This is a genomic window from Streptomyces sp. NPDC059534, from assembly GCF_042743475.1.
Lineage (GTDB): Bacteria > Actinomycetota > Actinomycetes > Streptomycetales > Streptomycetaceae > Streptomyces.
In genome coordinates this window covers 323,267-345,423 of the sequence record NZ_JBHWAQ010000001.1, presented here as the reverse complement: position 1 = coordinate 345,423, position 22,157 = coordinate 323,267, and the positions used below count along the sequence as shown (strand labels likewise).

Genomic DNA, 22,157 nt, shown 5'->3' with positions numbered 1-22,157 from the left:
GCGTCGCGCTGCGGGGCTCTCTAGTCTCCGCCAATGGTTAGGAATATTTCCTATCTATTGGCCAGAGAGAGAAAGGGAGTTGTCATGCGGAGACGAAGCGCCTCGCTTCTCGGACTCGCGGGTCTGCTGGCGTTGCCCCTGACGGTCGTGAACCAGGCACAGGCCGCCGACGGTGTGGTGTCCACCGGAAAGTCCGTGACGGCCTCGTCCGTCGAGACGTCGGCGTTCGGGGCCGGGCTGGCCGTGGACGGCAACGGGGCCACCCGCTGGGCGAGCGTGGAAGGGGTCGACCCGCAGTGGATCAGGATCGACCTCGGGGCGAACCACACGATCTCGCGGGTGAAGCTCAACTGGGAGGACGCGTACGGCAGGACGTACCGCATCCAGACCTCGGCCGACGGCACGACGTGGACCGACGTCTACTCGACCAGCGCCGGTGACGGGGCGACCGACGACCTGACGGTCTCCGGCAGCGGACGGTACGTGCGGATGTACGGGACCGGGCGCGGGACCCCGTACGGCTACTCCCTCTGGGAGTTCGAGGTCTACGGCGCGTCGAGCGGCGGCGGGGGAGGCGGGGGCGGGACGGCGGTGCCCTTCGGCAGCCACCTCAAGCCCTACACCGCCGGCACGCTGAAGCCCTCGGGCTCGCAGGCCGCGCTCGACCAGAAGGTCGTCGACTACTACAACCGCTGGAAGTCCGCCTTCGTCCGGCAGAACTGCGGCAACGGCTGGTACCAGATCATCTCGCCGGACGCCGACCACCCGTACGTCGCCGAGGCCCAGGGCTACGGCATGGTCGTGACCGCGACCATGGCCGGCGCCGACCCGGACGCGAAGAAGATCTTCGACGGTCTGGTCAAGTGGAAGATCGACCACCCGTCCTCGGTCAACCCGAACCTGCTCGCCGCCGAACAGGACGTCGCCTGCAAGAGCGTCAACGGCGGGGACGGCGCCACCGACGGTGACATGGACGTGGCCTACGGCCTGCTCCTCGCCGACAAGCAGTGGGGCAGCGGCGGCACGTACAACTACAAGGACCTCGCGCTCAAGCACATCGCCGCGATCAAGAAGGACGAACTCAACCCGACGACGAAGCTCCTGAAGCTCGGGGACTGGAGCAGCTCCGGCGACCAGTACTACTACATCACCCGCACCTCGGACTGGATGGTCGATCACTTCCGCGCCTTCCGCGCGGCCTCGGGCGACACCACCTGGGACGCCGTGCGCACCGCGCACCAGACCCAGATCTCCCGCCTCCAGTCCACCTACGCCTCCGGCACCGGACTCCTGCCGGACTTCGTCGTCGACACCAACACCACGCCCCGGCCCGCCCCGGGCCAGGTCCTGGAGGACCCCAACGACGGCGCCTTCTGGTGGAACGCCTGCCGCACCCCGTGGCGCATCGCCGACGACGCGGTGACCAGCGGGGACGCCACGTCCCTCGCGGCCGCGCGGAAGCTCAACGGCTGGATCAAGTCGAAGACCGGCGGCGACCCCAACAAGATCGCCATCGGCTACAAGCTCAACGGCACCCAGATCTCCTCGGGCAGCGAGGCCGCCTTCTTCGCCCCGTTCGCGGTGGCGGCGACGACCGACCCCGGGAGCCAGGCGTGGCTCGACGCCCTCTGGAACAAGATGCTGGGCACGCCGATCGACACCAGCAGCTACTTCTCAGCCAGCATCCAGCTCCAGGTCATGATCACCGTCTCCGGCAACCACTGGGTCCCGTAGCCCCGAGGGGACGGACAGGCCCCTGAGGTAGCCGGACAGGGCGGCCTCGGTGTCCGGGAGCGGGAACCGGGCGCCGAGCTGCCCGTCCGGCCGGACGACGAAGCCGGTCGCGCCGTCGGGGAGATAGAGCCGTGCGAACTCCCCGGCGGCGTCCCGGTACAGGGGCGTCGGCGGGCCCTGACCCGCCGAGGGCGGCAGGGCGGGCAGGCCGTCCGGGGCCTCCCGGGCCAGCACCGCGAGCGGCGGCAGGTCACCGGCGGCCCTCGCCGCGTCGGCCGCCCGGGCCAGTGCGGCGGCATCGGCGCCGTACAGGAGCACCACGTGCCCGGGCCGGCCGCGCAGCACGTCGAGCAGGCGCAGCGGGTACACGGCGATCGGCGTCGTCAGGCCCGCGCAGTCCGGGGCCCGGTCGCCGGGCTGGGGCGCCTCGTCCGGACCGTACGAGGCGCCGGAGAGCGGACCGCCGCGGTACCCGACCAGCAGCTGGGCCTCGCGCAGCAGCCGCGTCCGCTGGTCGTCGGGACCGGTCTCCATGCCCTGGGTGGCGTGCCGGACGGTCCGCCCGACGACCTCCTCGCCGACCGGGCGGCGCTCGGCGTCGTAACTGGTCAGCAGGGCGGGCCCGGCCTCGCCCCGGAGCACCAGGGCGAGCTTCCAGGCCAGGTTGCAGGCGTCCTGCACGCCGGTGTTCATGCCCTGGGCGCCGACCGGCGGATGGATGTGGGCGGCGTCGCCCGCGACGAACACCCGCCCCTCGCCGTAGCGGTCGACGATGCGGTGGCTGATGCGGAAGACCGACGACCAGCGCAGCGCGGAGAGCCGCGTGGGCCGGGGCGCCAGGCGGTCGACGACGGCCTGGAGGTCGGCGAGTCCGGGCCCGCGGCCGCCGTCCAGCCCGTGGGCGACACCGTCCGCGGCGCGATCCGGCGACGCCGGGGCGGACGGTGCCTTCATCGACATCCGGTAGCGCCCGGCGCCCGGCAGCGGGATGCACACCAGCAGGTCGTCGGCGGACCCGTCGCCGTGCCCGTCGGCCGACGGGCGGCTGGAGCGCACGCCGTACGCGTGGGGCAGGTCCCAGTCCGCCTCGACGTCGCCGAGCATGTACGTCTCCGGGAACGCGGACCCCTCGTAGGAGAGGCCCAGCGTCTTGCGGACCACGCTGTGGGCGCCGTCGCAGCCGATCAGATAGCGGACCCGCAGCTCCTCCTCGGCGCCGGACGCGGTGCGCAGCCGGGCGGTGACCCCGTCCGGGTCCTGGGTGAACGACAGCAGCTCGGTGCCGCGTTCGACGGACGTGCCGAGACCGGCGACGTACTGCTCCAGGAGACGCTCGGTCTCGTACTGGGGCAGCGCGGCGAACCCGTACGGCACTTCGGGCGGCAGCGACAGCTCGATCCGCGCCTGCTCCCGGCCGTCCACGTAGATCAGCTGGCCGCGCAGCGGAATCGCGGCCTCCAGGACGTCGCGGATCAGTCCCATCCGGTCCCAGAGTTCCAGGGTGCGTGGCTGGATCCCGACGGCCTTGGCGTACGGCAGCCGCTCCGGCAGCCGGTCGACGATCCGGCAGCGCACCCCCCGGCGGCCCAGCTCCGCGGCCGCGCTGAGGCCGACCGGGCCCGCGCCCGCGATGAGCACCTCGGGGGCGGTAGGGCTGTCCTTGGGGGAGAGGGCCATGGGTGCCTCCCGGTGATGCCCGGCCTCCGGTCAGATCCCGTACGTACGTCCATGGTCGCCCGGCGGCGGCCGCTCGGCGAGCCGTGCCCCGTCCGCGCCGGTGCGCCGCGCCCGCCCGCACCGGTGCGCCGGGCCCCGCGGGCACGGAACCGGGCGGGGCCGTCCGGCGTCCGTCTCCGGCATGAGCGAGAACCCTTCACACGGGTCCCGGGGCGGGGACGGTCACAGGGACGAGGAGTACGGGGACGAGGGGCAGAGGAACGAGGAGCGGGGAGTCAGGGAGCACAGGGACGAGGGGCAGGGGGACGAGGAGCGCGACGACGGCCGGGCGGAGAGCGCCGTCGGCTGCCTGCTCGCGATCGCCGGGGTCGCGGTCGTGGGGACGTTCGCGCTGACCCGGGCCGCGTACACCATCGACGGCGGCTTCGAGGCGCACGCCCGGGACTGGGGGGTGATCCTCGTCGAACTGCCGCTGGTCCTCTTCGCCGGGCTGGTCGTCCCGCCGCTGACCTGGGTGGTGGCCGGCCGCCGGCTCCGGCCGTGGGCGGCGGCGCTCGTCTGCGTGGCGGTCGTCGGGCTGGGGCTCTGGGGGCTCGCGGCCTGCTGGCATCCGCCGCAGGGGCCGGATCCCGGTTACGGGCCCGGCATCTGACGGACTCTCGGCCGCTGTGCAGCCGCGAGGGGTACCGTGCCGGGGCACGGCAGCCGCCCGTGCCGGGCGCGGGCCCGGAGCGTCCCGCGGGAGAAGGAGCGAGGAACCCCCATGGAGCAGGACAAGCACACCCCGGAGACGGTCGTCTCCTACCCGGTCGGCCATGTCGTGGGCGGGCGCGACGAGGTGCGGGACGACGAGTGGGGCGACGTCGAGTCGGTCGTCCGGCTCGACGCGGAGGTCTACGGCCCCGAGGCGCTGGCCGGCCTCGACGCCTTCTCGCACCTGGAGGTCGTCTACCACTTCGACCGCGTGCGGCCCGATGCCGTCCAGACCGGCGCCCGTCACCCGCGCGGCAACACGGAGTGGCCGCTCGTCGGGATCTTCGCCCAGCGCGGCAAGAACCGGCCCAACCGCATCGGCGTCTCGCGCTGCCGCCTGCTCCGCACGGACGGTCTCGACCTCCACGTGCGGGGACTCGACGCGGTCGACGGCACCCCGGTGCTCGACATCAAGCCGTACATGGCCGAGTTCGGCCCCCAGGGCCCGACCGAGCAGCCCGCGTGGGCCGACGAGATCATGCGCCGCTACTACTGAGCCGGCGCGCCCGGACCGGGAACGGCGGTGGGCCACGGGGCCAGGGCCCGGTGGTGAACGGGTAGACGGAACTCGAACTAGGGTTTCCCCGTGCGTGTACTGCTGGTGGAAGACGACGAGCCGGTCGCGGAGTCCCTGCGACGCGGCCTGCTGCGCTACGGGTTCGAGGTGGAGTGGGTCACCACGGGGGCGGCGGGGCTCGCCGTCACCACCCCGTACGACCTCGTGCTGCTCGATCTCGGACTGCCCGACACCGACGGGCTCGACGTCTGCCGGGCGCTGCGGCGGCGCGGGGACGTGCCCATCATCGTGATCAGCGCGCGCAGCGACGAGACCGACCGGGTGGTCGGCCTGGAGATCGGCGCCGACGACTACGTCTCCAAGCCCTTCGGTGTGCGCGAGGTCATCGCCCGGATCCGGGCCGTGATGCGTCGGGTCCGGCCCGCGGAACAGCCCGCGGGACCGCAGCGGTACGGCGCCCGGCTGACCGTGGACCGCAAGGCGGCGCGGGTTCACCTGGACGGCGCCGAGGTCGCGCTCACGCCCAAGGAGTACGACCTGCTCGCCTTCCTCACCGAGGAACCCGGCGCGCTGATGTCCCGCGAGCAGATCATGGAAGCCGTCTGGGACGCCAACTGGTTCGGGCCGACCAAGACCCTCGACGTGCACGTGGCCGCGCTGCGCCGCAAGCTCGCTGGCGCGGTCGTCGTCGAGGCGGTCCGGGGCGTGGGGTTCCGTCTGGTCGTGGCGCCCGACGCGCCGGCCGGTGCCGAGTCGGCCGGTGGCGAGTCGGTCCGTGCCGAGTCGGCCGGTGACGGGCCGGCCCGTGACGGGACGCGCGAGGCCGGCCGCACGTGATCAAGCGGCTGATCGTCAGCTACGTGGCCCTGGTCGCGGTGGCGCTCGCCGCCTTCACCGTGCCGGTCGCCTTCACGCTCACCGCCCAGCTCCGCGGCGACACCGAGGAGTCCGTGCGCCGCGAGGCCACCACGATGGCGCTGCTCCTCGGCGACGGCGACGCGCCGGCCCGGCAGGCACTGGCCCGGATGGCGGGGGCGTACGCCGACGAGACGCCGGGCACGGTGGAGGTGGTGGCGGCCGACGGCAGGAGCGCGATGCCGCCCCTGCCCGTGTCCGCGGACCCGGACGACCCGGCGTTCGACGCCGCCCTGACGCACGGGCGGACCACCGTCGACTGGGGCTCGCGGCGCGTCTGGGGACCGGAACTGGCGGTGACCGTGCCGGTGTACGCGCGCGGCGCCGGTGTGGAGGAGCGGATCGTCGGCGCGGTGCGCGTCCGGTACGAGACCGCCGACCTGACCGACCGGCTGTGGCGGATCTGGGGGTTCCGGGCGATCCTCGCGGTCGGCGTGCTCGCCGTCGCGGCCGGACTCGGCGCGATCGTCGCCAGGCTGCTGACCAAACCGCTGCGCCAGCTCAACGAGATGGCGAGCAGGTTCGGCGACGGGGACCTCACGGCCAGGTCGCCCGTCACCGGCCCGCAGGAGACGCGCACCCTGGCCCGCACCCTGAACCAGGGCGCCGAACGGCTCGACACGCTCGTCGCCTCGCAGCGCATCTTCGTGGCCGACGCCTCGCACCAGCTGCGCACCCCGCTGACCGCGCTCCGGCTCTCCCTCGACAACATCGCGGACGGCGTGGAGGACGAGTTCGTCCGCGAGGACGTCGACCAGGCGACCGCCGAGGTCGTCCGGATGAGCCGCCTGGTCAACGGCCTGCTGGTGCTCGCCAGGGCCGAGGCGAAGGTGTCCGCGCCCGAGCCGCTGGCCCTGCGCGAACTGGTCGAGGAGCGGCTGAACGTGTGGCGCCCGGCCGCCGACGAACGCGGGGTGACCCTCGTCCTCACCGGGGACTCCGACGGCCCGCCGCGGGTGCTCGCCGGGCCGGGCAACCTCGACCAGGTCCTCGACAACGTGCTCTCCAACGCCCTGGAGGTCTCCCCGGACCGGGGGACGATCACCGTGCGCGTCGAGGCGGGCGGCCCGGAGGAGACGGTCCTGGAGATCCTCGACCAGGGCCCCGGCATGTCCGCCGCCGAGCAGGCCCGCGCCTTCGACCGGTTCTGGCGCGGCCAGGGACTGACCGGCCGTACGGGATCGGGCCTGGGCCTCGCCATCGTCAAGCAGCTGGTGACGGACGACGGCGGCCGGGTGGCGCTGCGGGACGCGCCCGGCGGCGGACTGTGCGTGCGGATCGGGCTGCGGACCGTCGCCGACGGGCCCCGGTGGATCAGCCCTCGGCCGGGAGCACCGAGGAGTGGTGGTTGACGATCAGCCAGGTGCCGTCCCGCTTCTCGTACTCGTACGTGTAGCGGGCGTCGACGGCCTTGGTGACACCGGTCTTCGGGTCGGTGAGGTGGAAGCGGTAGACACCGGCGTCGAGAGCGGAGTTGCCGTCCAGGACGTGGATCACCGAGCGGACCTTCTCGCCGCGCGGCTTCTTCTGCAGGAAGTGCTCGAAGTAGTCGGCTATCTCGGCGTGGTTCGTCCGGATGCGCGGGGACGCGGTCGGCAGCAGGACGGCGTCCTCGGCGTACAGGTCGGCGACCTTCTCCGGGTCGCCGGTCCGCAGCGCCGCGTTCCAGCGGTCGAAGAGGCCGGCGATCTCCCGCTCGGTGACCTTGCCCTGCCGGACGTCGCGCTCCCTCGCGCGGTCCTTCCCGTCGGCCTGGGCCACGCCCATCCCGGCGGCGAGGGTGCCGAGCGCGGTCACGGCGACCCCGGCGGCGACGACGGCACGGATACGGGGCCTACGGTTCATATGGAGCTCCTGCGGAGAGTGAACGTCCCCCGGACGCGGGTGCGTTCGGGTGATCCCACTCTCGTGGCCCATGTTCCAGCCCACGTACAGCGGACGGCCAGGGCCGGGACAAGGCTCGTACAAGACCGGTCCGGGCGGCCGGCCCCGACCGTGTCGGGTCCGCCGCCCGGGTGCCTGCCCGGCGCCGGATCAGGCGAGGACCACCGGCCGGCCCGTGAGTTCGACGCCCGCCGCGCGCAGTTCGTCGAGTGCGAGGCCGGTGGTGTCGGCGGCGACACCGGCCGTGTAGTCGAGGAGGACACGGACGTCGAAGCCCGCCCGGACCCCGTCGAGGGCGGTCGCCTTCACACAGTGGTCGGTCGCGATGCCGACGACGTCGACACCGGCGACGTCGCGCTCGCGCAGCCAGTCGCCCAGCGGCGTCCCGCTCTCGGTTGCCCCCTCGAACCCGCTCTTCGACGCGGAGTGCGCGCCCTTGAAGAAGACCTCGTGCACGTCGCCGGAGGTGACGACGGGCTCGAAGTCCGGGTGGAAGTCGGCGCCTTCGGTGCCGGCGACGCAGTGCACCGGGAAGGAGGTGTCGAAGTCGGGGTCGTCGGAGAAGTGGCCGCCCGGGTCGATGTGGTGGTCGCGGGTGGCGACGACGTGCGCGTACTGCCCGTCGGAGCTGCGGATCAGGCCGGCGATGGCGACGGCGCGGTCGGCGCCGCCTTTCACGGGGACGTCGCCGCCCTCGCAGAAGTCCTTCTGTACATCGACGACGATCAGGGCACGGCGCACGGAAGCGGCCTTTCCTCTGGGGGTGGAGGTCTCACCCCCATCGTCCCGGCCGCGCACTCCGGCGGACGCGGCACGCGCCCGCCGTTCACCCGATCGGGATCATGGCAGCGGGCAGCGGGCGGCGGCGCGTCCGCGACCGGCCTGTCCCCCGGGGTGTCAGGGCCGCACGATGCCGCGGACGACGCCGAGGTCCAGCAGGTCCTGGGGGCGCAGGCGGAGCTGGTCCGCCGTGGTGTCGGCCTCCTCGGGCGCCCGCTTCAGGATGGACGCCGCCAGCTCGGGGGCGATCACCGAGAAGTAGCTGTCCGGGGTGGCCCAGAGGTTGTCCGGCGCGGCGAGGGCGAGTGCCCCGCCCGAGCCTCCCTCGCCGATGAGCAGGGAGGTGAGGGGCGTGCGCGCCGACGCGACGGCGGCGAACAGGTCGGCGATCGCGGGGCCCGCGCCGGCGTGCTCGGCCGCCGGGTCGTTGGCCGCGCCCGGGGTGTCGACGAGGGTGAGGACCGGGATGCCCAGACGGTCGGCGAGGCGGACCAGTCGCGCGGCCGTACGGAATCCGGCCGGACGGGTCGCGGTGCCGCACTGCGCGGCATAGGCGACGGTGCGGCCGTCGGGAAGGCGCCCGAAGCCGCAGCGCATCCCGGGGTCGACACCGCCGCAGCGATCGCCGGAGATCTCCTCGCGGAGCGTGAAGTGGGCGTCGAGGTACGCGGGGGCCCGCGGCCGGTCGGGATGCCGGGCGTCCGCCACCGCCTCCCGGCCGCTCGCGGCGGGCGCGGCGCCGGGCACGCCGAGCGCGTGCGGCGGCTCGACCGGGCCCTCGGCGGGCCGGGTGAGCAGACCGAGCCAGCGTCCGAGGACGGCCCGGAGCTCTGCGGGCGGCACGATCGCGTCGACATGGCCGTGGGCGAGCTGGGCCTCGGCGGTGTACGCGGCCGGGTCGGCGTCCGGCGGGCGTACCCGGGAACCGGCGAAGCCCACCTGGGCCCCGGGCAGCGCGAGGACGACATCGGACCCGGCGCCCAGCGTCGCCCAGCCGCCGCCCGTCGTCGGGTCCCGCAGGACCGCGATCTGCGGCAGCCCGGCGGCCCGGGTCAGTGCCGACTCCCTTGCCAGGTACTGGAGTTGGAGCAGGGCGCGCATGCCCTCGTGCATCCGGCTGCCGCCGGTGGCCGGCAGCACGACCACGGGCAGCCGGCGCGCGCGGGCCAGTTCGTGGGCGGCGGCGGCGCGCGCCCCCGTCCGTTCGCCGAGGGAGCCGCCGAGGAACCGGAACTCGAAGGAGATCAGGACCACCCGCACCCCGCACACCGTGCCCGTGCCGCAGACCACCGACTCGCTCTCGCCGGTGCGTTCGGCGGCGCGGGCGTGGGCGGCGGCGTAGCCGGGCCAGTCGATCGGCCCGTCACCGGCCAGGGGCTCCTCCGCGTAAGGGAGTTCGGTGAAGTCGTCCGCCACGAGGGCGATCGCCTCGCGTGCCGTCCTCGGGTCGCTCATGGGGCCTCGCCGCTCGTCGCCGGAGTGTGCGTACGGGTGGGGTCGGGGCCGCGCGGAGGCACGGCCCGGTCGTGCGTTCCCACCGTACCGCCCGGTCCGACGCCACCAGGATCGCCCCGGCTCGACGCGTTCGACTGCGGACCGGCCGGCCCTCCCGGCCTGCTCGGGCCGCTCCCGGGCCCCGGACCGCGTCGTGCCCACCCGGCCCGTCCGGACCGGGTCCAGCCCGGACCGCCCGGCCCTCCCGGCCTGCTCGGGCCGGGACCGTGTCGAGCCCGCCCGGTCCGCCTCCGGTCCACCCGGACCGGAGGCGGGTCGCTCAGGCCGTCCCGGCCGGTGCCGGTGCCTCGGCGGTGGTCCCCGGCGTCGCCCGCCTCCGGCGCCGGAAGAGCCGGCGCTCGCGCGGGGGACGGTCCGGGAGCCAGCCGAAGGCGAGCGAGCTGCCGACGAGGCCCAGCATCATCCCCACGAGGAACCCGCCCAGGTTGGAGGTGACCCAGCTCCCGAGGGACGCCAGGACTCCGACGACCGAGTAGAACAGCCGCTGGCGGGGGTTGAGGACGACGAGCAGTCCGCAGATCGCCATGAGGACGGGCAGGACGTAGCCGACGAGGCTGTCGGCGCCCGCCGTGAGGATCACGGTGATGCTCGCGCGCTGGGTCAGCAGGATCTCCGCCCCGCCCAGGGCGAGCGTGAGACCGGCGCCGAAGGGGCGGCGGTACCGCCAGCGCCGGAAGGCCCGCCAGGGGTGCCGGGGACGGCCGGGCGCCACCCTCAGCAGCCCTTCGAGCTGAAGCTCATGTGCAGGTCGGGCAGGGTGAACCGGACGGCGGTGGTGGCGTAGTTGGTCTGCCGGAGGTCCTTGATGGTGACGGTGTCGGCCTGCTGGCCGAAGGACCCGAGGGGACCCTTGACCGGCGGCTTCTCGAAGGTGCTGGCGTCGCCGCCGATCTCGATCTCGTCGAAGTCGGCGAGCTTGCCGGTGATGTCGGTGGAGTCGGTGGTGAGCCCCGACGCCTTGACGGGGGTGCCCTTGCCGCCCGCCGTGATGTGCAGGTAGGTGCCGCCGAGCTCGACGCTCTGGCAGAGGTTGGTGAGCTTCGCCTCGCGGATCGCGGTGACGATGACCAGCACCTGTCCGCCGGTGTCACCGGCGTTGGGGCTGCCCTCGGCCATGTTGTCCAGGGCTCCGAACTGCCCGAAGCCGGTGCCCTCCATGGAGTCGGCGGTGACCGTGAACGGCATGCCGGAGATGGCGAACTGGGCGGCGAGCGCGCCCTGGGCGGTGAGGACGACGAGGCCGGCGGCGAGGGCCAGGGCGGGGCCGCCCATGAGGGCCGCGCGGCGGTAGCGGACCCGGCCGCGTCTGCCGGGACCGTCCTCGGTCGCGGCGGGGTCCGTGTGCTGGTCGGGGGTGCCTTCGGACAGGGCCATGCGGTGCTCCTGACATGAGTGAGGAAACAGACCTGCGCGGCGACGTCCTGGCGCGGACAGTTCCCCAACCCGCCTGGGTCTTCCTCGCGTGGTGCGGAGGCAGACGTGCCGCAGGGAACCGTTCGGACCGTAAGGCTTGCTGTTACTCGGGGTCAACTCCCGTGCATGAACGGCCTGTTGGGCGCTCGTCGATCGATCATTCGGAGGTGAAGGGAGCCACCACGACATGCACCAGGGTGTCGAGCAGAAGGGGAAGATCGGTGAACCGCCCCTCGTCGACGGCCCGGTGGAGCGCGGCGTGCACGGCACCCACCACGATGTCCACCAGCTCGCCGCGCGCCACCCACGCCGGCCCCGGCGGGGCGTCGGTGAAGAACCGGCGAAAACTGGCCAGAAGTTCGGCGCGGGCCTGCCGCCCCGCGGGCCCCAGGGACTCGATCTCGACCACCATCGTGGCGAACGCCGGGGTCTGGGTGAGCAGGGTCAGCAGCACCCGTAGTCCGGCGCGCACCGCGGCCGGCCAGTCCGCCGCCCCGCCCGCCTCGTCGTACGCCTGCTGCATGGCCCGCACCACCTGCTGCGTGCCGCCCCGGTAGGCGGCGAGGACGGCGTCCTCCTTGCCGGAGAACAGCTCGTAGAAGACGGGGCGGGTCACTCCGGCGGCCCGGCAGATGTCGCTGATGCGCGCGCCCGCGTAGCCGTTCGCCGCGACCGTCCTGGCCACCCCGTCGAGCAGCCGCTCCCGCTGCCGGGAGGCGACCTGTTCGGGCGTCAGCCGACGCGGTCCGGGGCGCAGCGAGCGCTCCGGTTCGCGCCCGGAGCGGGCACCCGGCAGGACGAGTTCCTCCTCGGTTCCGCGAGCACTCGTCATCGGCCACATCCTCCCGGGGTTGTTGACGTCACATACTCGACAGGATTACAACCCTCATGGGTTTTCCTCTCGGTGTGCCGAGCGTTCCCGGCCCACTGTTCCTCGAATGCAACCGAGTTCTCTCGGGTGCTGCCGGTGGAGCCGCTCCCCGTGGGACGGGACGCGTCACCACCGTGCACCGCACCGAGTATCACGCTCCCGCACCTTTCGCGACACCACCGCCGGACATCCGTGGCGCCGGATGCCCCGGCGGCCGCCGCGACCCGTTCCCGGGCAATCCCCGGCGCGCCCGGTACCACCCCACACACCGGACCGTGCCGCCCGGACAACCCCGCGTACCCACGCGCACCGCCGAGCACAGCCGAGTTCCGCACCCCCACCTCCGTACGGAAGGAAGCACCCTCATGCGCAAGCGCGCTCTCCTCGTGTCCCTCGGACTCGCCGTCACCGCCACGCTCGCCGCGACCGCCCAGGCCGGCGCCTCGGCCACCGCGGGCAACGTCCTCACCACCGGCGGCGCGGGCGGCACCGCCGTCGCCGTCGGCGACGTCCTCTCCGCCTCGCTCTCCGCCGGGACCAAGGCCCGGATCGCCACCACCGCCGGCGGCAGCACCGGCATCACCTGCAACACCTCGGCGTTCACCGCCTCGGTCACCGGCAACCCCGCCGCACCCGGCACCGCGACCGAGTCCGTCACGGCGCACACGCTCAGCAGCTGCACCACCAACATCATCGGGGCGACCGGCGTCCAGAGCATCACGGTCAACAACCTGCCGTTCGTCGCCGCCGTCGCCTCCGGCGGGGCGCTGACCGTCACCGCGGGCACCGCGGGACCGATCCAGACCACCCTGAAGATCAACACCATCCTCGGCCTGACGACCTGCGTCTACCGGGCCACCAGCCTCACCGCCACGCCCTCCAACACCGACAACTCGCTCACCTTCACCGACCAGCTGTTCAGCAAGACCAGCGGTCCGGGCACCTGTCCGGGCAGCGGCTACTTCTCCGCGAAGTACGGCCCCGTCCTGGACACCAGCCAGGCCGGCAGCCCCGCCGTCTTCGTGAACTGACCCCGGCGCACCCGGCCCCGTGCCCCCTTCCCCGTACGAGGAAGGGGGCACGGCTCAGGCCAGGATGCCGCTCCCGTGCGGGGCGTAGAGGTCCAGGAGACGGACCCGTGTCACATGGAGGCGGTGGGCCAGGATCGAACCCACCCAGAAAGTGACCGAGGCGCCGAACTCCCTGTCCGAGCGGCACATCGACCGCACGGCCGGAGCGTCGAACTCGTACGCCCTGACCGGCGTCATCGCCTCGGCGCCCGACTGGCAGAGATAGGGGGGAAAGAGCCAGGAGAGGCCGACCAGCTCGCCGTGGCGCAGGGTCTCGATCACGGGTGATCCGCGGCCCGGGACCTTCGCGTCGAGGGTCACGGCGCCCGTCTTCACGATCCAGAACCGGTCCGCGTGCTGTTGCTCCTCGAAGAGGCGGTGGCCGGAATCGAAGTACACGTCCTCGGCGAAGGCCATCAAGCGCTCCCGGTGCTCCGGCGGCAACGTGCTGACCTTGGGTGCGGCACTGCTCATGGCGGACCCTCCTCGCGCACTCGGCTCCCACCCCCCCAGTGTCCGCCAGGGCGTGGGTGACCGCCCACCGTCCGGGGGCTCACGCTCGCGTACCGCGGCTCACGCTGTGTGCACCCCCTCCGGCGTGCGCGGGCCCGGCCGAGGGCGGAGCATGAGACCTGAGAAGGAGCGGCAGCTCGGGGGGCGTGACCCAGGAGGGTGCCATGCCCGTCCCGGACGGTGGTGACGCGCTCGTCGTGCTGCGCGGAGTCGACAAACACTTCGGCTCCCTGCACGTCCTCCAGGCCATCGACCTCACGATCCACCGCGGCGAGGTCGTCGTCGTCATCGGGCCCTCCGGCTCGGGGAAGTCGACGCTCTGCCGGGCGATCAACCGGCTGGAGACCATCGACGCGGGCGAGATCGTCATCGACGGGCGACCGCTGCCCGCCGAGGGGAGGGAGCTCGCGGCCCTGCGGGCCGATGTCGGCATGGTGTTCCAGTGTCGTTCAACCTCTTCGCCCACAAGACCGTGCTCGACAACGTCACCCTGGGCCAGACCAAGGTCCGCAAGAAGGACCGGAAGACCGCCGAACGGCGGGCCCGCGAGCTGCTCGACCGGGTCGGGGTCGCCACCCAGGCGGAGAAGTACCCGGCGCAGCTCTCCGGGGGCCAGCAGCAGCGCGTGGCGATCGCCCGCGCCCTCGCCATGGATCCGAAGGTGATGCTCTTCGACGAGCCGACCTCGGCGCTCGACCCCGAGATGATCAACGAGGTCCTGGAGGTCATGCAGCAGCTGGCCCGGGACGGCATGACGATGGTGGTCGTCACCCACGAGATGGGTTTCGCCCGCTCCGCCGCCAACCGGGTCGTCTTCATGGCCGACGGGAAGATCGTCGAGGAGACGACCCCGGACGAGTTCTTCAGCAACCCGCGCAGCGACCGCGCCAAGGACTTCCTGTCCAAGATCCTCCACCACTGAGCCCGCGGAAGCCGCCCGACCAGCAGCCCCAGGGGTGATCCACATGAACGCGCTCAGGACCAGCAGGGCCACCGTCGCCGTCGCCGCGGCCGTCGTCCTCTCCTTCACCTCCGCCGGATTCGCGCACGGCGCCGCAGGGAACGTGCCACGCGACGACAGCGGCGACAAGATCACCGTCGGCATCAAGTACGACCAGCCCGGCATCGGCCTGAAGACCCCCGACGGCACCTACACCGGCTTCGACGTCGACGTGGCGACGTACATCGCCAAGCAGCTCGGCCACGACCCCTCCGACATCGTGTGGAAGGAGGCCAAGAGCGCCGACCGCGAGACCCTGCTCCAGCGCGGGGACGTGGACTTCATCGCGGCCTCGTACTCGATCAACGACAAGCGGGCCGAGAAGGTCGACTTCGCCGGCCCCTACCTCCTCGCCCACCAGGACGTCCTGATCCGGGCCGACGACGACTCGATCAAGCAGCCCTCCGACCTCAACAACAAGAAGCTCTGCTCGGTCACCGGCTCGACCTCCGCGCAGAACGTCAAGGACAAGATCGCCCCCGACGCCCAGCTCCAGGAGTACGGCGGCTACTCCGAGTGCCTGACCGGCCTGGAGAACGGTGTCATCGACGCCGTCACGACCGACGACTCGATCCTCGCCGGCTACGCCGCGCAGCCCGAGTTCAAGGGCAAGTTCAAGCTCGGCGGCTTCAAGATGAGCAACGAGAACTACGGCATCGGCGTCCAGAAGGGCAGCGACCTCAAGGGCCAGATCAACACGGCCCTGGAGAAGATGGTCGCCGACGGCTCCTGGGAGGCGGCGGTCAAGAAGAACTTCGGGCCCGCCGGCTACCAGAACGAACCGGCCCCGAAGATCGGCGTGATCGTCAAGTGAGCAGGCCGCCGTGTTCGACTTCCTCGAAGGCTACGACCTGCTGGGAGCCTTCTGGACGACGGTCCAGCTGACCGTCTACTCCGCGATCGGCTCCCTCGTCTGGGGGACGCTGCTGGCCGCCATGCGCGTCAGCCCCGTCCCCCTCATGCGGGGCTTCGGCACCGTCTACATCAACATCGTCCGCAACATCCCGCTCACCGTCATCATCGTCTTCACCTCGCTCGGCCTCTTCCAGACCCTGGGCGTCAGCCTCGGCGCCGACCGGTTCACCGTCATCAACTTCCGGCTCGCCGTCCTCGGCCTCACCGCCTACACCAGCGCCTTCGTCTGCGAGGCGCTCCGCTCCGGGATCAACACCGTCCCCCTCGGCCAGGTCGAGGCGGCCCGCGCCATCGGACTCGGCTTCCCGCAGGTGATGCGGATCATCGTGCTCCCGCAGGCGTTCCGCTCCGTCGTCGGCCCCCTCGCCAACGTGCTCATCGCCCTCACCAAGAACACCACCGTGGCCGCCGCCATCGGCGTCGCCGAGGCCGCCCTGCTGATGCGCGAGATGATCGAGAACGAAGCCCAGCTCATCCTCATCTCCGCGATCTTCGCCGCCGGCTTCCTCTGCCTGACCCTGCCCACCGGCCTCTTCCTCGGCTGGGTGGCCAAGAAGGTGGCGGTGAAGCGGTGAAGACCCGGCCCACCGTGCTCTACGACGTCCCCGGGCCGCGCGCCCGGCGGCGCAACCTCCTGTGGACCCTGCTGTTCCTGGTCGCGCTCGCCGCCGTCGTCTGGTGGGTGGTGGCGAGCCTCGCCGACAAGAACCAGCTCGCGTGGTCCAAGTGGGCGCCGTTCTTCACCGACGCCCGCGTCTGGGAGACCTACCTCCTGCCCGCCCTGAAGAACACCGTGATCGCCGCCGCGCTCGCCATGGTGATCGCACTGCCCATGGGCGCCCTCCTCGGAATCTCCCGCCTCTCCGACCACCGCTCCGTCCGCGGCGCGGCCGGCACCGTCGTCGAGTTCTTCCGGGCCATCCCCGTCCTGATCCTCATGCTCTTCGCCAACGCGGCGTACTCCGAGTTCACCGACATCAGCCCGGACGTCCGCCCCCTGTACGCGGTCGTCACCGGCCTCGTCCTCTACAACGCCTCCGTGCTCGCCGAGGTCGTCCGCGCCGGCATCCTCGCCCTCCCCGCCGGCCAGACCGACGCCGCCAAGGCCATCGGCATGCGCAAGGGCCAGACCATGGCGTACGTCCTCCTCCCGCAGTCCGTCACCGCCATGCTCCCCGCCCTCGTCAGCCAGCTCGTGGTCATCGTCAAGGACACCGCCCTCGGCGGCGCCATGCTCGGCTTCTCCGAACTCCTCGCCTCCGTGCGCCCGATGAGCGCCAACTACGGCGCCAACACCATCGCCTGCTTCACCGTCGTCGCCGTCATCTTCGTCGCCCTCAACTTCGCGCTCACCACCTTCGCCTCCTGGCTGGAAGGGCGCCTGCGCCGCGGCCGGAAGTCCACCGGAGCGGTCGTCGCGGCCGGGGCGGTCGAGGAACTGGCGACACCCGGCGAGCACCGGGACGCCCCCTGAGGGCGCCCCCGCCGATCAGGCCCGACCCGCGCCCCGTGCTCCGCCGCCCGGGTGAAGGCACCCATCCGGGCGGCCCGACGTGCCGAAGTACCCTCCATGAACGCCACCAGGACCGAGCGGGCTCCGGAGTACGCCCCCACCCGCACCGACCGACTCCTCGCCGCGCTCGGCGGCCTGATCTCCGCGTACGTCTCCCTGGCGGTCGCGGAGCTCGTCGCCACCTGGGTACGCCCCGAGGCGGGACCCGTCCCGGCCGTCGGCGGAGCGGTCGTCGACCGGACACCGGCCGGCCTCAAGGAGTGGGCGATCCGGGCCTTCGGCGAGAACGACAAAGCCGTCCTCCAGCTCGGCATCCTGCTCCTCCTGGGGCTCCTCGCCCTCGGGATCGGGCTGCTCGCCCTGAGCCACCGGCGGCTCGGCTCGGTGGCCGTCGGCGCCTTCGGCCTCCTCGGGGCCCTCGCCGCCGTCACCCGCCCCGACTCCGACTCCGCCGTCGACGCCGTCCCCTCGCTCGTCGGCGGGCTCGCCGGCGCGGTCCTGCTGTACGCGCTGACCGGCCGCCTGCTCACCCCGAGGCCCGGCACCGACCGGGCCGACCGGCGCGGCTTCCTGATCGTCGCCGCCTCCGCCGGACTCGCCGCGACCGGCGCCGCCGCGCTCGGCCGGGCCGCCGGCGCCCCGGGCGCGGAACGCGCGGCCGCCTCCCGCGCGGCCCTGCGCCTGCCCCGGCCGGCGTCGCCCGCACCGGCCGTGCCCGCCGGAGCCCAGCTCCGCGTCCCGGGCATCAGCCCCTTCGTCACCCCCAACCGCGACTTCTACCGCGTCGACACCGCGCTCGTCGTCCCCAAGGTCGACGCCGACCGCTGGCGGCTGCGCATCCACGGCAGCGGCGTCCGCGCGGAACGCACCTACAGCCTGCGGGAGCTGACGGCCCGCCGGACCGTGGAGCGGGACATCACCCTGGCCTGCGTCTCCAACGAGGTCGGCGGCCCCTACGTCGGCAACGCCCGCTGGCTCGGCGTCCCCCTCGCCGACCTGCTCCGCGAGGCCGGCGTCCGCCCGCCCTCCGAGGGCGGCCCCGCCGACCAGCTGGTCGCCCGCTCCGTCGACGGCATGACCATCGGCACCCCCGTCGAAGCGGTCATGGACGGCCGCGACGCCCTCCTCGCCTTCGGCATGAACGGCGAACCCCTCCCCTTCGCCCACGGCTTCCCCGTCCGCATGGTCGTCCCCGGCCTCTACGGCTACGTCTCCGCCTGCAAGTGGATCGAGTCCATCGAACTCACCACCTTCGACGCCTACGACGCCTACTGGGTCCCGCGCGGCTGGGCCGCCCAGGCCCCGATCAAGACCCAGTCCCGCATCGACACCCCCCGGCCCCTCGCCCGCCCCGCCGCCGGCACCGTCATGGTCGCCGGTGTCGCCTGGGCCCAGCACCGGGGCATCCGCCGCGTCGAGGTACGCGTCGACGACGGCCCCTGGCAGGACGCCCGGCTCGCCGCCGAGGACAGCGCCGACACCTGGCGCCAGTGGGTGTACCCCTGGACCGCCACCCCCGGCCGCTACACCCTCACCGTCCGCGCCACCGACGGCACCGGCACCACCCAGCCCGAGGAGCGCACCGACACCATGCCCGACGGGGCGCAGGGGTGGCCCTCGGTCGTCGTGACGGTCGAAGGTGGATAACGAACCGACGCCGCATCCCCGTTCGGCGGATTCATGAGGGACACTGCTCCCGTGCGTGGACATCTGCCGGACGAGAACCCCGGTTTCGTGGGGCGCCGCACGGAACTGGAGCGAATATCCGCCGCGTTGGCGGAACATCGCCTCGTCACCGTGACCGGCGTCGGGGGAGTCGGGAAGACCCGGCTCGCGCTGCGCGCGGCGCACCGCGCCGCCGACCGGTACCCCGACGGCGCGTGGTGGACCGATCTGACCCCGCTCGACGGCGACCGCCTCCTGATCGCCCTCGTCGCCGACTCCGTCGACCTCTCCGACCACACGCCGGGCATGGCCAGCACCGGGCTCTGCCGACGCCTGGCGGACGACCGGCTGCTGCTCGCCCTCGACTCCTGCGAGCACCTGGCCGAACCCTGCGCGCGGCTCGTCACCGAACTGCTCGCCGCCGCCCCCGGGCTCACCGTCCTCGCCACCAGCCGCCGCCCCCTCGGCGTCGAGGGAGAGCACGTCATCGCCCTCGACCCGCTGCCGCCGGCCGGGCAGGACGCCCTGGAACTGCTCCGCCGGGCCGCGGGCGAGGACTTCCCCGCCGCGGGACCGGCCGGCGAGATCTGCGTACGCCTCGAAGGCATCCCGCTCGCGCTGGAACTGGCCGCCGCGCAGATCCGCCTCCAGGGCGCCGACGCCGTCCGGGACCAGCTCGGCAGCCGCTTCGACGCCCCGCCGGGAACCCGCTTCGACCTGCTCGCCCACACGGAGCGGGTCTGGCCCAGCCGCCACCAGACCCTGCGCTCCGCCATCGGCTGGAGCCACGAACTGAGCGCGCCCCTGGAACGCCTCCTGTGGGCCCGGCTCTCCGTCTTCCGCGGCCCCTTCGACCTCGCGTCGGCGACCGGCGTGTGCGTCGGCGGGCCGCTGAACCGCGCGACCCTGCCGGAGGCCCTCGCCGGCCTCGTCCGGGCCTCCGTCGTCCGGCCCGCCGACGCCGCCGGCCGGCACCGGATGCTCGACACGATCCGCGAGTACGGCGCGACCTGGCTCGACCGCACCGGCGAGACGGGAAGGGTCGCCGACCGGCACGCCGCCCACTTCCGCGGCCTGGCCCGCCGGGCGGAGAGCGAGTGGCACGGCGCCCGCCAGCTGCGCTGGTACCGGACCGTCGACGCGCACCACACCGACCTGCGCACGGCCCTCGACCGGCTGCTGCGCACCGACCCCGACGGAGCCCTCGACCTCGTCGGCTCCGTCGCCTTCGCCTGGTCCTGCCGCGGCCGCCTCCGCGAGGCCCGCGACGGCCTCGAACAGGCCCTGCTGCTCAGCGACGCCCGCGGCCGCGTCCGGGCCCGCGCCCTGTGGGCCCTCGGCGTCACCCTCGTCCTCCAGGGGGAGTTCGGCCCCGCCCAGGACGTCAGCGAACGGTGCGCCCGCGAAGCGCGGCACGCGGAGTACTCCGGGCCCGCGGACCCGGAGTACGACGGGGCGCGGGACCCCGGCGGCGGCCGGGACCGGCCCGGTGAGCTCACCCTCGACGCCGCCGCCCTCGCCGGGCTCCTCGCCCTGACCACCGGCCGCCCCATGGCCGCGCACGTCGTCGTGGGCCACGTCCTCGACGCCGCGCGGGGCGGCCCCGCCGACTCCGCCGCCCGGCTCCGCTGCCACCTCGTGCGGGTGTTCGCCCTCACCGGCCTCGGCCGGCTCGGCGAGGCCCGCGAGCGGGCGCTCGACCTGCGCGCCCGGTGCCAGGAACTGGACGAGCACTGGACCCGCACCGCCCTGGAGTACCAGCTGGCCCTCACCGGCCTCCTGGAGGGCGACCCGGCCGCCGCCTCCGGGCACGCCCGCGCCATGCTCGAAGGGACCCGGAGCCTCGGCGCGATCCTCGGCGTCGCCCTCGGACTCGACGTCCTCGCCACCGCCCTCGCGGCGGCCGGCGACGGCGAACGCGCCGCCGACGTCTCCGGCACCGGCGAGGCGTACTGGCGCTCCACCGGCCAGCCCCGGCGCGGCCTGCCGGGGCTGCGGGCCCTGCACGAGAAGTACACGGACACCGTCCGCGCGTCGATCGGCGACCCCGTCTACGAGGAGATCTTCGGACGCGCCCTCACCGGCCTCCCGCAGGACGGCCTGGACCGGGCGCTGCGCGGCCCCCGGCAGGGATGACGGCCCCGCCCGCGCCGAGGTGCCGGGCCCCCGGGCGCGGCGCACCATGAGGGCATGGACGGATCCCTGAGTGGTCTGAGCGACATCAGCACACCAGGACGCGTGGCCGGCCCCGGCGAGGGCATCAGCGCGCAGGAGCTGGCCCTCGCCGCCCGCAACCACGGACTCCCGCTGGAGGCGCTGCGGTACGACGTCACCCCGCCCGGCCTCCACTACGTCCTCGTGCACTACGACATCCCCGCCACCGAGGCGGACGGCTGGCGGCTCACCGTCGGCGGCCGGGTCCTGCGGCCGCTGACCCTGGACCTGGACGCGCTCCGCGCCCGGCCCGCCGTCACCCGCCGGGTGACCCTGGAGTGCGCGGGGAACGGCCGGGCCCGGCTGAACCCCCGACCGGTCAGCCAGCCCTGGCTGGTCGAGGCCGTCGGGACCGCCGACTGGACCGGCGTCCCCCTCGCGGCCCTCCTCGCGGAGGCCGGGATCGCCGAGGACGCCGTCGAGGCGGTGTTCACGGGCGCCGACCACGGAGTGGAGCGGGGCGTCGAACAGGACTACCGGCGGAGCCTGCCCCTGACGACCGCCGCCGACCCCGCCCGGGACGTCCTCGTCGTGTACGCGATGAACGGCGCGCCCCTGCCCCCGCAGCACGGCAGCCCGCTCCGGCTCGTCGTCCCCGGCTGGTACGGCATGGCCCAGGTGAAGTGGCTGCACGACATCACGCTCACCGACACCCCGTACACCGGCTTCCAGCAGAGCGTGGCCTACCGCGTACGGCAGGCGGCCGAGGACCCGGGGGAGCCGGTCACCCTCATCGCGCCCCGGGCCCTGATGGTGCCGCCCGGATTCCCCGACTTCATGTCCCGGACGCGCGTCGTCCGCCCCGGACCCGTCCCGCTCACCGGCCGCGCCTGGTCGGGCCACGGCCCGGTCGCCCGCGTCGAGATCAGCGAGGACGGCGGGGCGGCCTGGACCGCGGCCGAGCTGGCCCCCGACCCCGCCCACCCCTGGGCCTGGACCGCCTGGCACGCCACCTGGACGGCGACACCGGGACTGCGCCATCTGACCGTGCGCGCCACCGACGCGGAGGGCAACGTCCAGCCCCTGACCGAACCCTGGAACCGCGGCGGCTTCGCCAACAACCTCGTCCAGCGGATCGAGGTCCTCTGCGCCCCCGAAGCGACCACGCCCCCGGACTCGGCGTAGCCATCCCGCCGCCGTGCCCGTCGTAGCCGGTGCCGCAGTCGCCACCGCCCCACGGCGCTTCCCCGGGCGCCCGCGACCGGGAG

Annotated in this window: 20 protein-coding genes and 1 pseudogene; 13 read left to right on the top strand and 8 right to left on the bottom strand. The window is 73.7% G+C overall.

Annotation, left to right across the window (positions count from 1 at the left end):
- The first annotated feature begins 84 nt into the window (after positions 1-84).
- Positions 85-1,734, top strand: coding sequence for a glycosyl hydrolase family 8 (locus ACFVZH_RS01370; RefSeq protein ID WP_384891323.1), 1,650 nt, complete (start codon positions 85-87; stop codon positions 1,732-1,734).
- On the opposite strand, the gene ACFVZH_RS01365 is transcribed toward ACFVZH_RS01370, so the two are convergent.
- Positions 1,675-3,411, bottom strand: coding sequence for an FAD-dependent monooxygenase (locus ACFVZH_RS01365; RefSeq protein WP_384891321.1), 1,737 nt, complete (start codon positions 3,409-3,411; stop codon positions 1,675-1,677). The genes ACFVZH_RS01370 and ACFVZH_RS01365 overlap by 60 nt on opposite strands.
- Positions 3,412-3,592: 181 nt before the next feature.
- On the opposite strand from ACFVZH_RS01365, the gene ACFVZH_RS01360 reads away from it, so the two are divergent.
- The 4 genes from ACFVZH_RS01360 to ACFVZH_RS01345 all read left to right on the top strand — a co-directional run bounded on the left by ACFVZH_RS01360 (position 3,593) and on the right by ACFVZH_RS01345 (position 6,948).
- Positions 3,593-4,063 carry a hypothetical protein gene (locus ACFVZH_RS01360; RefSeq protein WP_384891318.1) on the top strand — a complete coding sequence of 157 codons (471 nt, stop codon included), beginning with the start codon at positions 3,593-3,595 and terminating at the stop codon, positions 4,061-4,063.
- A gap of 111 nt (positions 4,064-4,174) precedes the next feature.
- On the top strand, positions 4,175-4,660 hold the full coding sequence (locus ACFVZH_RS01355) for an SAM-dependent methyltransferase (RefSeq protein WP_384891315.1): 486 nt from the start codon (positions 4,175-4,177) through the stop codon (positions 4,658-4,660).
- Positions 4,661-4,750: 90 nt separating this feature from the next.
- On the top strand, positions 4,751-5,518 hold the full coding sequence (locus ACFVZH_RS01350; RefSeq protein WP_384891312.1) for a response regulator transcription factor: 768 nt from the start codon (positions 4,751-4,753) through the stop codon (positions 5,516-5,518).
- Entirely contained in the window at positions 5,515-6,948 is a 1,434-nt protein-coding gene (locus ACFVZH_RS01345) for a sensor histidine kinase (RefSeq protein WP_384891310.1), read from the top strand. Before ACFVZH_RS01350 ends, ACFVZH_RS01345 begins: the two co-directional genes overlap by 4 nt.
- On the opposite strand, the gene ACFVZH_RS01340 is transcribed toward ACFVZH_RS01345, so the two are convergent.
- From ACFVZH_RS01340 to ACFVZH_RS01315, 6 genes are all read right to left on the bottom strand, one after another.
- Entirely contained in the window at positions 6,911-7,441 is a 531-nt protein-coding gene (locus ACFVZH_RS01340; protein WP_384891307.1) for an SgcJ/EcaC family oxidoreductase, read from the bottom strand. The two genes, ACFVZH_RS01345 and ACFVZH_RS01340, sit on opposite strands and share 38 nt — an antisense overlap.
- A 189-nt stretch (positions 7,442-7,630) precedes the next feature.
- Positions 7,631-8,221: an isochorismatase family protein gene (locus ACFVZH_RS01335; RefSeq protein WP_384891304.1), complete on the bottom strand. Its 591-nt coding sequence runs from the start codon at positions 8,219-8,221 to the stop codon at positions 7,631-7,633.
- A gap of 156 nt (positions 8,222-8,377) precedes the next feature.
- Positions 8,378-9,715, bottom strand: a complete 1,338-nt coding sequence (locus ACFVZH_RS01330; protein WP_384891301.1) for a carboxyl transferase domain-containing protein — start codon at positions 9,713-9,715, stop codon at positions 8,378-8,380.
- 319 nt (positions 9,716-10,034) lie between these two features.
- Positions 10,035-10,487 carry a DUF6114 domain-containing protein gene (locus ACFVZH_RS01325; RefSeq protein WP_384891298.1) on the bottom strand — a complete coding sequence of 151 codons (453 nt, stop codon included), beginning with the start codon at positions 10,485-10,487 and terminating at the stop codon, positions 10,035-10,037.
- A gap of 2 nt (positions 10,488-10,489) precedes the next feature.
- A complete protein-coding gene (locus ACFVZH_RS01320; protein ID WP_384891296.1) occupies positions 10,490-11,149 on the bottom strand; it encodes a DUF6230 family protein in 660 nt (219 codons plus the stop codon).
- Positions 11,150-11,345: 196 nt separating this feature from the next.
- Positions 11,346-12,020, bottom strand: coding sequence for a TetR/AcrR family transcriptional regulator (locus ACFVZH_RS01315; RefSeq protein ID WP_384891293.1), 675 nt, complete (start codon positions 12,018-12,020; stop codon positions 11,346-11,348).
- 404 nt (positions 12,021-12,424) lie between these two features.
- Between ACFVZH_RS01315 and ACFVZH_RS01310 the strand changes: the two genes are divergently transcribed.
- Positions 12,425-13,090, top strand: coding sequence for a Tat pathway signal sequence domain protein (locus ACFVZH_RS01310; RefSeq protein WP_384891290.1), 666 nt, complete (start codon positions 12,425-12,427; stop codon positions 13,088-13,090).
- Between the two features lie 54 nt (positions 13,091-13,144).
- Here the strand turns inward: ACFVZH_RS01310 and ACFVZH_RS01305 are convergent, their stop codons facing one another.
- Positions 13,145-13,603, bottom strand: a complete 459-nt coding sequence (locus ACFVZH_RS01305) for a cyclic nucleotide-binding domain-containing protein (protein ID WP_384891287.1) — start codon at positions 13,601-13,603, stop codon at positions 13,145-13,147.
- A 203-nt stretch (positions 13,604-13,806) separates the two neighbouring features.
- Here ACFVZH_RS01305 and ACFVZH_RS01300 point away from each other — a divergent pair.
- The 7 genes and pseudogenes from ACFVZH_RS01300 (at position 13,807) to ACFVZH_RS01270 (ending at position 22,074) form a co-directional block, all read left to right on the top strand.
- Positions 13,807-14,564 (top strand): annotated as a pseudogene (locus ACFVZH_RS01300) (amino acid ABC transporter ATP-binding protein).
- A 43-nt stretch (positions 14,565-14,607) separates the two neighbouring features.
- Positions 14,608-15,456 carry a glutamate ABC transporter substrate-binding protein gene (locus tag ACFVZH_RS01295; RefSeq protein ID WP_384891284.1) on the top strand — a complete coding sequence of 283 codons (849 nt, stop codon included), beginning with the start codon at positions 14,608-14,610 and terminating at the stop codon, positions 15,454-15,456.
- 10 nt (positions 15,457-15,466) lie between these two features.
- Positions 15,467-16,132, top strand: a complete 666-nt coding sequence (locus ACFVZH_RS01290) for an amino acid ABC transporter permease (RefSeq protein ID WP_384891281.1) — start codon at positions 15,467-15,469, stop codon at positions 16,130-16,132.
- Positions 16,129-17,031 (top strand): amino acid ABC transporter permease, encoded by a 903-nt coding sequence (locus ACFVZH_RS01285; protein WP_384891279.1) that lies wholly within the window; start codon positions 16,129-16,131, stop codon positions 17,029-17,031. The genes ACFVZH_RS01290 and ACFVZH_RS01285 overlap by 4 nt, the downstream gene beginning before the upstream one ends.
- A 96-nt stretch (positions 17,032-17,127) precedes the next feature.
- A complete protein-coding gene (locus tag ACFVZH_RS01280) occupies positions 17,128-18,717 on the top strand; it encodes a molybdopterin-dependent oxidoreductase (RefSeq protein ID WP_384891276.1) in 1,590 nt (529 codons plus the stop codon).
- 33 nt (positions 18,718-18,750) lie between these two features.
- Complete coding sequence (locus ACFVZH_RS01275; protein ID WP_384891274.1) at positions 18,751-20,871, top strand: ATP-binding protein; 2,121 nt, start codon at positions 18,751-18,753, stop codon at positions 20,869-20,871.
- 54 nt (positions 20,872-20,925) lie between these two features.
- Complete coding sequence (locus tag ACFVZH_RS01270; protein WP_384891272.1) at positions 20,926-22,074, top strand: sulfite oxidase; 1,149 nt, start codon at positions 20,926-20,928, stop codon at positions 22,072-22,074.
- The last annotated feature ends 83 nt before the right edge of the window (positions 22,075-22,157 follow it).

What these genes read in the sequence shown, in the direction of transcription:
- ACFVZH_RS01365 (WP_384891321.1), bottom strand. Translation starts at nt 3,411, where the DNA reads ATGGCCCTCTCCCCCAAGGACAGCCCTACCGCCCCCGAGGTGCTCATC.
- ACFVZH_RS01340 (WP_384891307.1), bottom strand. Translation starts at nt 7,441, where the DNA reads ATGAACCGTAGGCCCCGTATCCGTGCCGTCGTCGCCGCCGGGGTCGCC.
- ACFVZH_RS01270 (WP_384891272.1), top strand. Translation starts at nt 20,926, where the DNA reads ATGGACGGATCCCTGAGTGGTCTGAGCGACATCAGCACACCAGGACGC.
- ACFVZH_RS01315 (WP_384891293.1), bottom strand. Translation starts at nt 12,020, where the DNA reads ATGACGAGTGCTCGCGGAACCGAGGAGGAACTCGTCCTGCCGGGTGCC.
- ACFVZH_RS01370 (WP_384891323.1), top strand. Translation starts at nt 85, where the DNA reads ATGCGGAGACGAAGCGCCTCGCTTCTCGGACTCGCGGGTCTGCTGGCG.
- ACFVZH_RS01310 (WP_384891290.1), top strand. Translation starts at nt 12,425, where the DNA reads ATGCGCAAGCGCGCTCTCCTCGTGTCCCTCGGACTCGCCGTCACCGCC.
- ACFVZH_RS01295 (WP_384891284.1), top strand. Translation starts at nt 14,608, where the DNA reads ATGAACGCGCTCAGGACCAGCAGGGCCACCGTCGCCGTCGCCGCGGCC.
- ACFVZH_RS01280 (WP_384891276.1), top strand. Translation starts at nt 17,128, where the DNA reads ATGAACGCCACCAGGACCGAGCGGGCTCCGGAGTACGCCCCCACCCGC.
- ACFVZH_RS01320 (WP_384891296.1), bottom strand. Translation starts at nt 11,149, where the DNA reads ATGGCCCTGTCCGAAGGCACCCCCGACCAGCACACGGACCCCGCCGCG.
- ACFVZH_RS01355 (WP_384891315.1), top strand. Translation starts at nt 4,175, where the DNA reads ATGGAGCAGGACAAGCACACCCCGGAGACGGTCGTCTCCTACCCGGTC.
- ACFVZH_RS01330 (WP_384891301.1), bottom strand. Translation starts at nt 9,715, where the DNA reads ATGAGCGACCCGAGGACGGCACGCGAGGCGATCGCCCTCGTGGCGGAC.
- ACFVZH_RS01275 (WP_384891274.1), top strand. Translation starts at nt 18,751, where the DNA reads ATGAGGGACACTGCTCCCGTGCGTGGACATCTGCCGGACGAGAACCCC.
- ACFVZH_RS01360 (WP_384891318.1), top strand. Translation starts at nt 3,593, where the DNA reads ATGAGCGAGAACCCTTCACACGGGTCCCGGGGCGGGGACGGTCACAGG.
- ACFVZH_RS01305 (WP_384891287.1), bottom strand. Translation starts at nt 13,603, where the DNA reads ATGAGCAGTGCCGCACCCAAGGTCAGCACGTTGCCGCCGGAGCACCGG.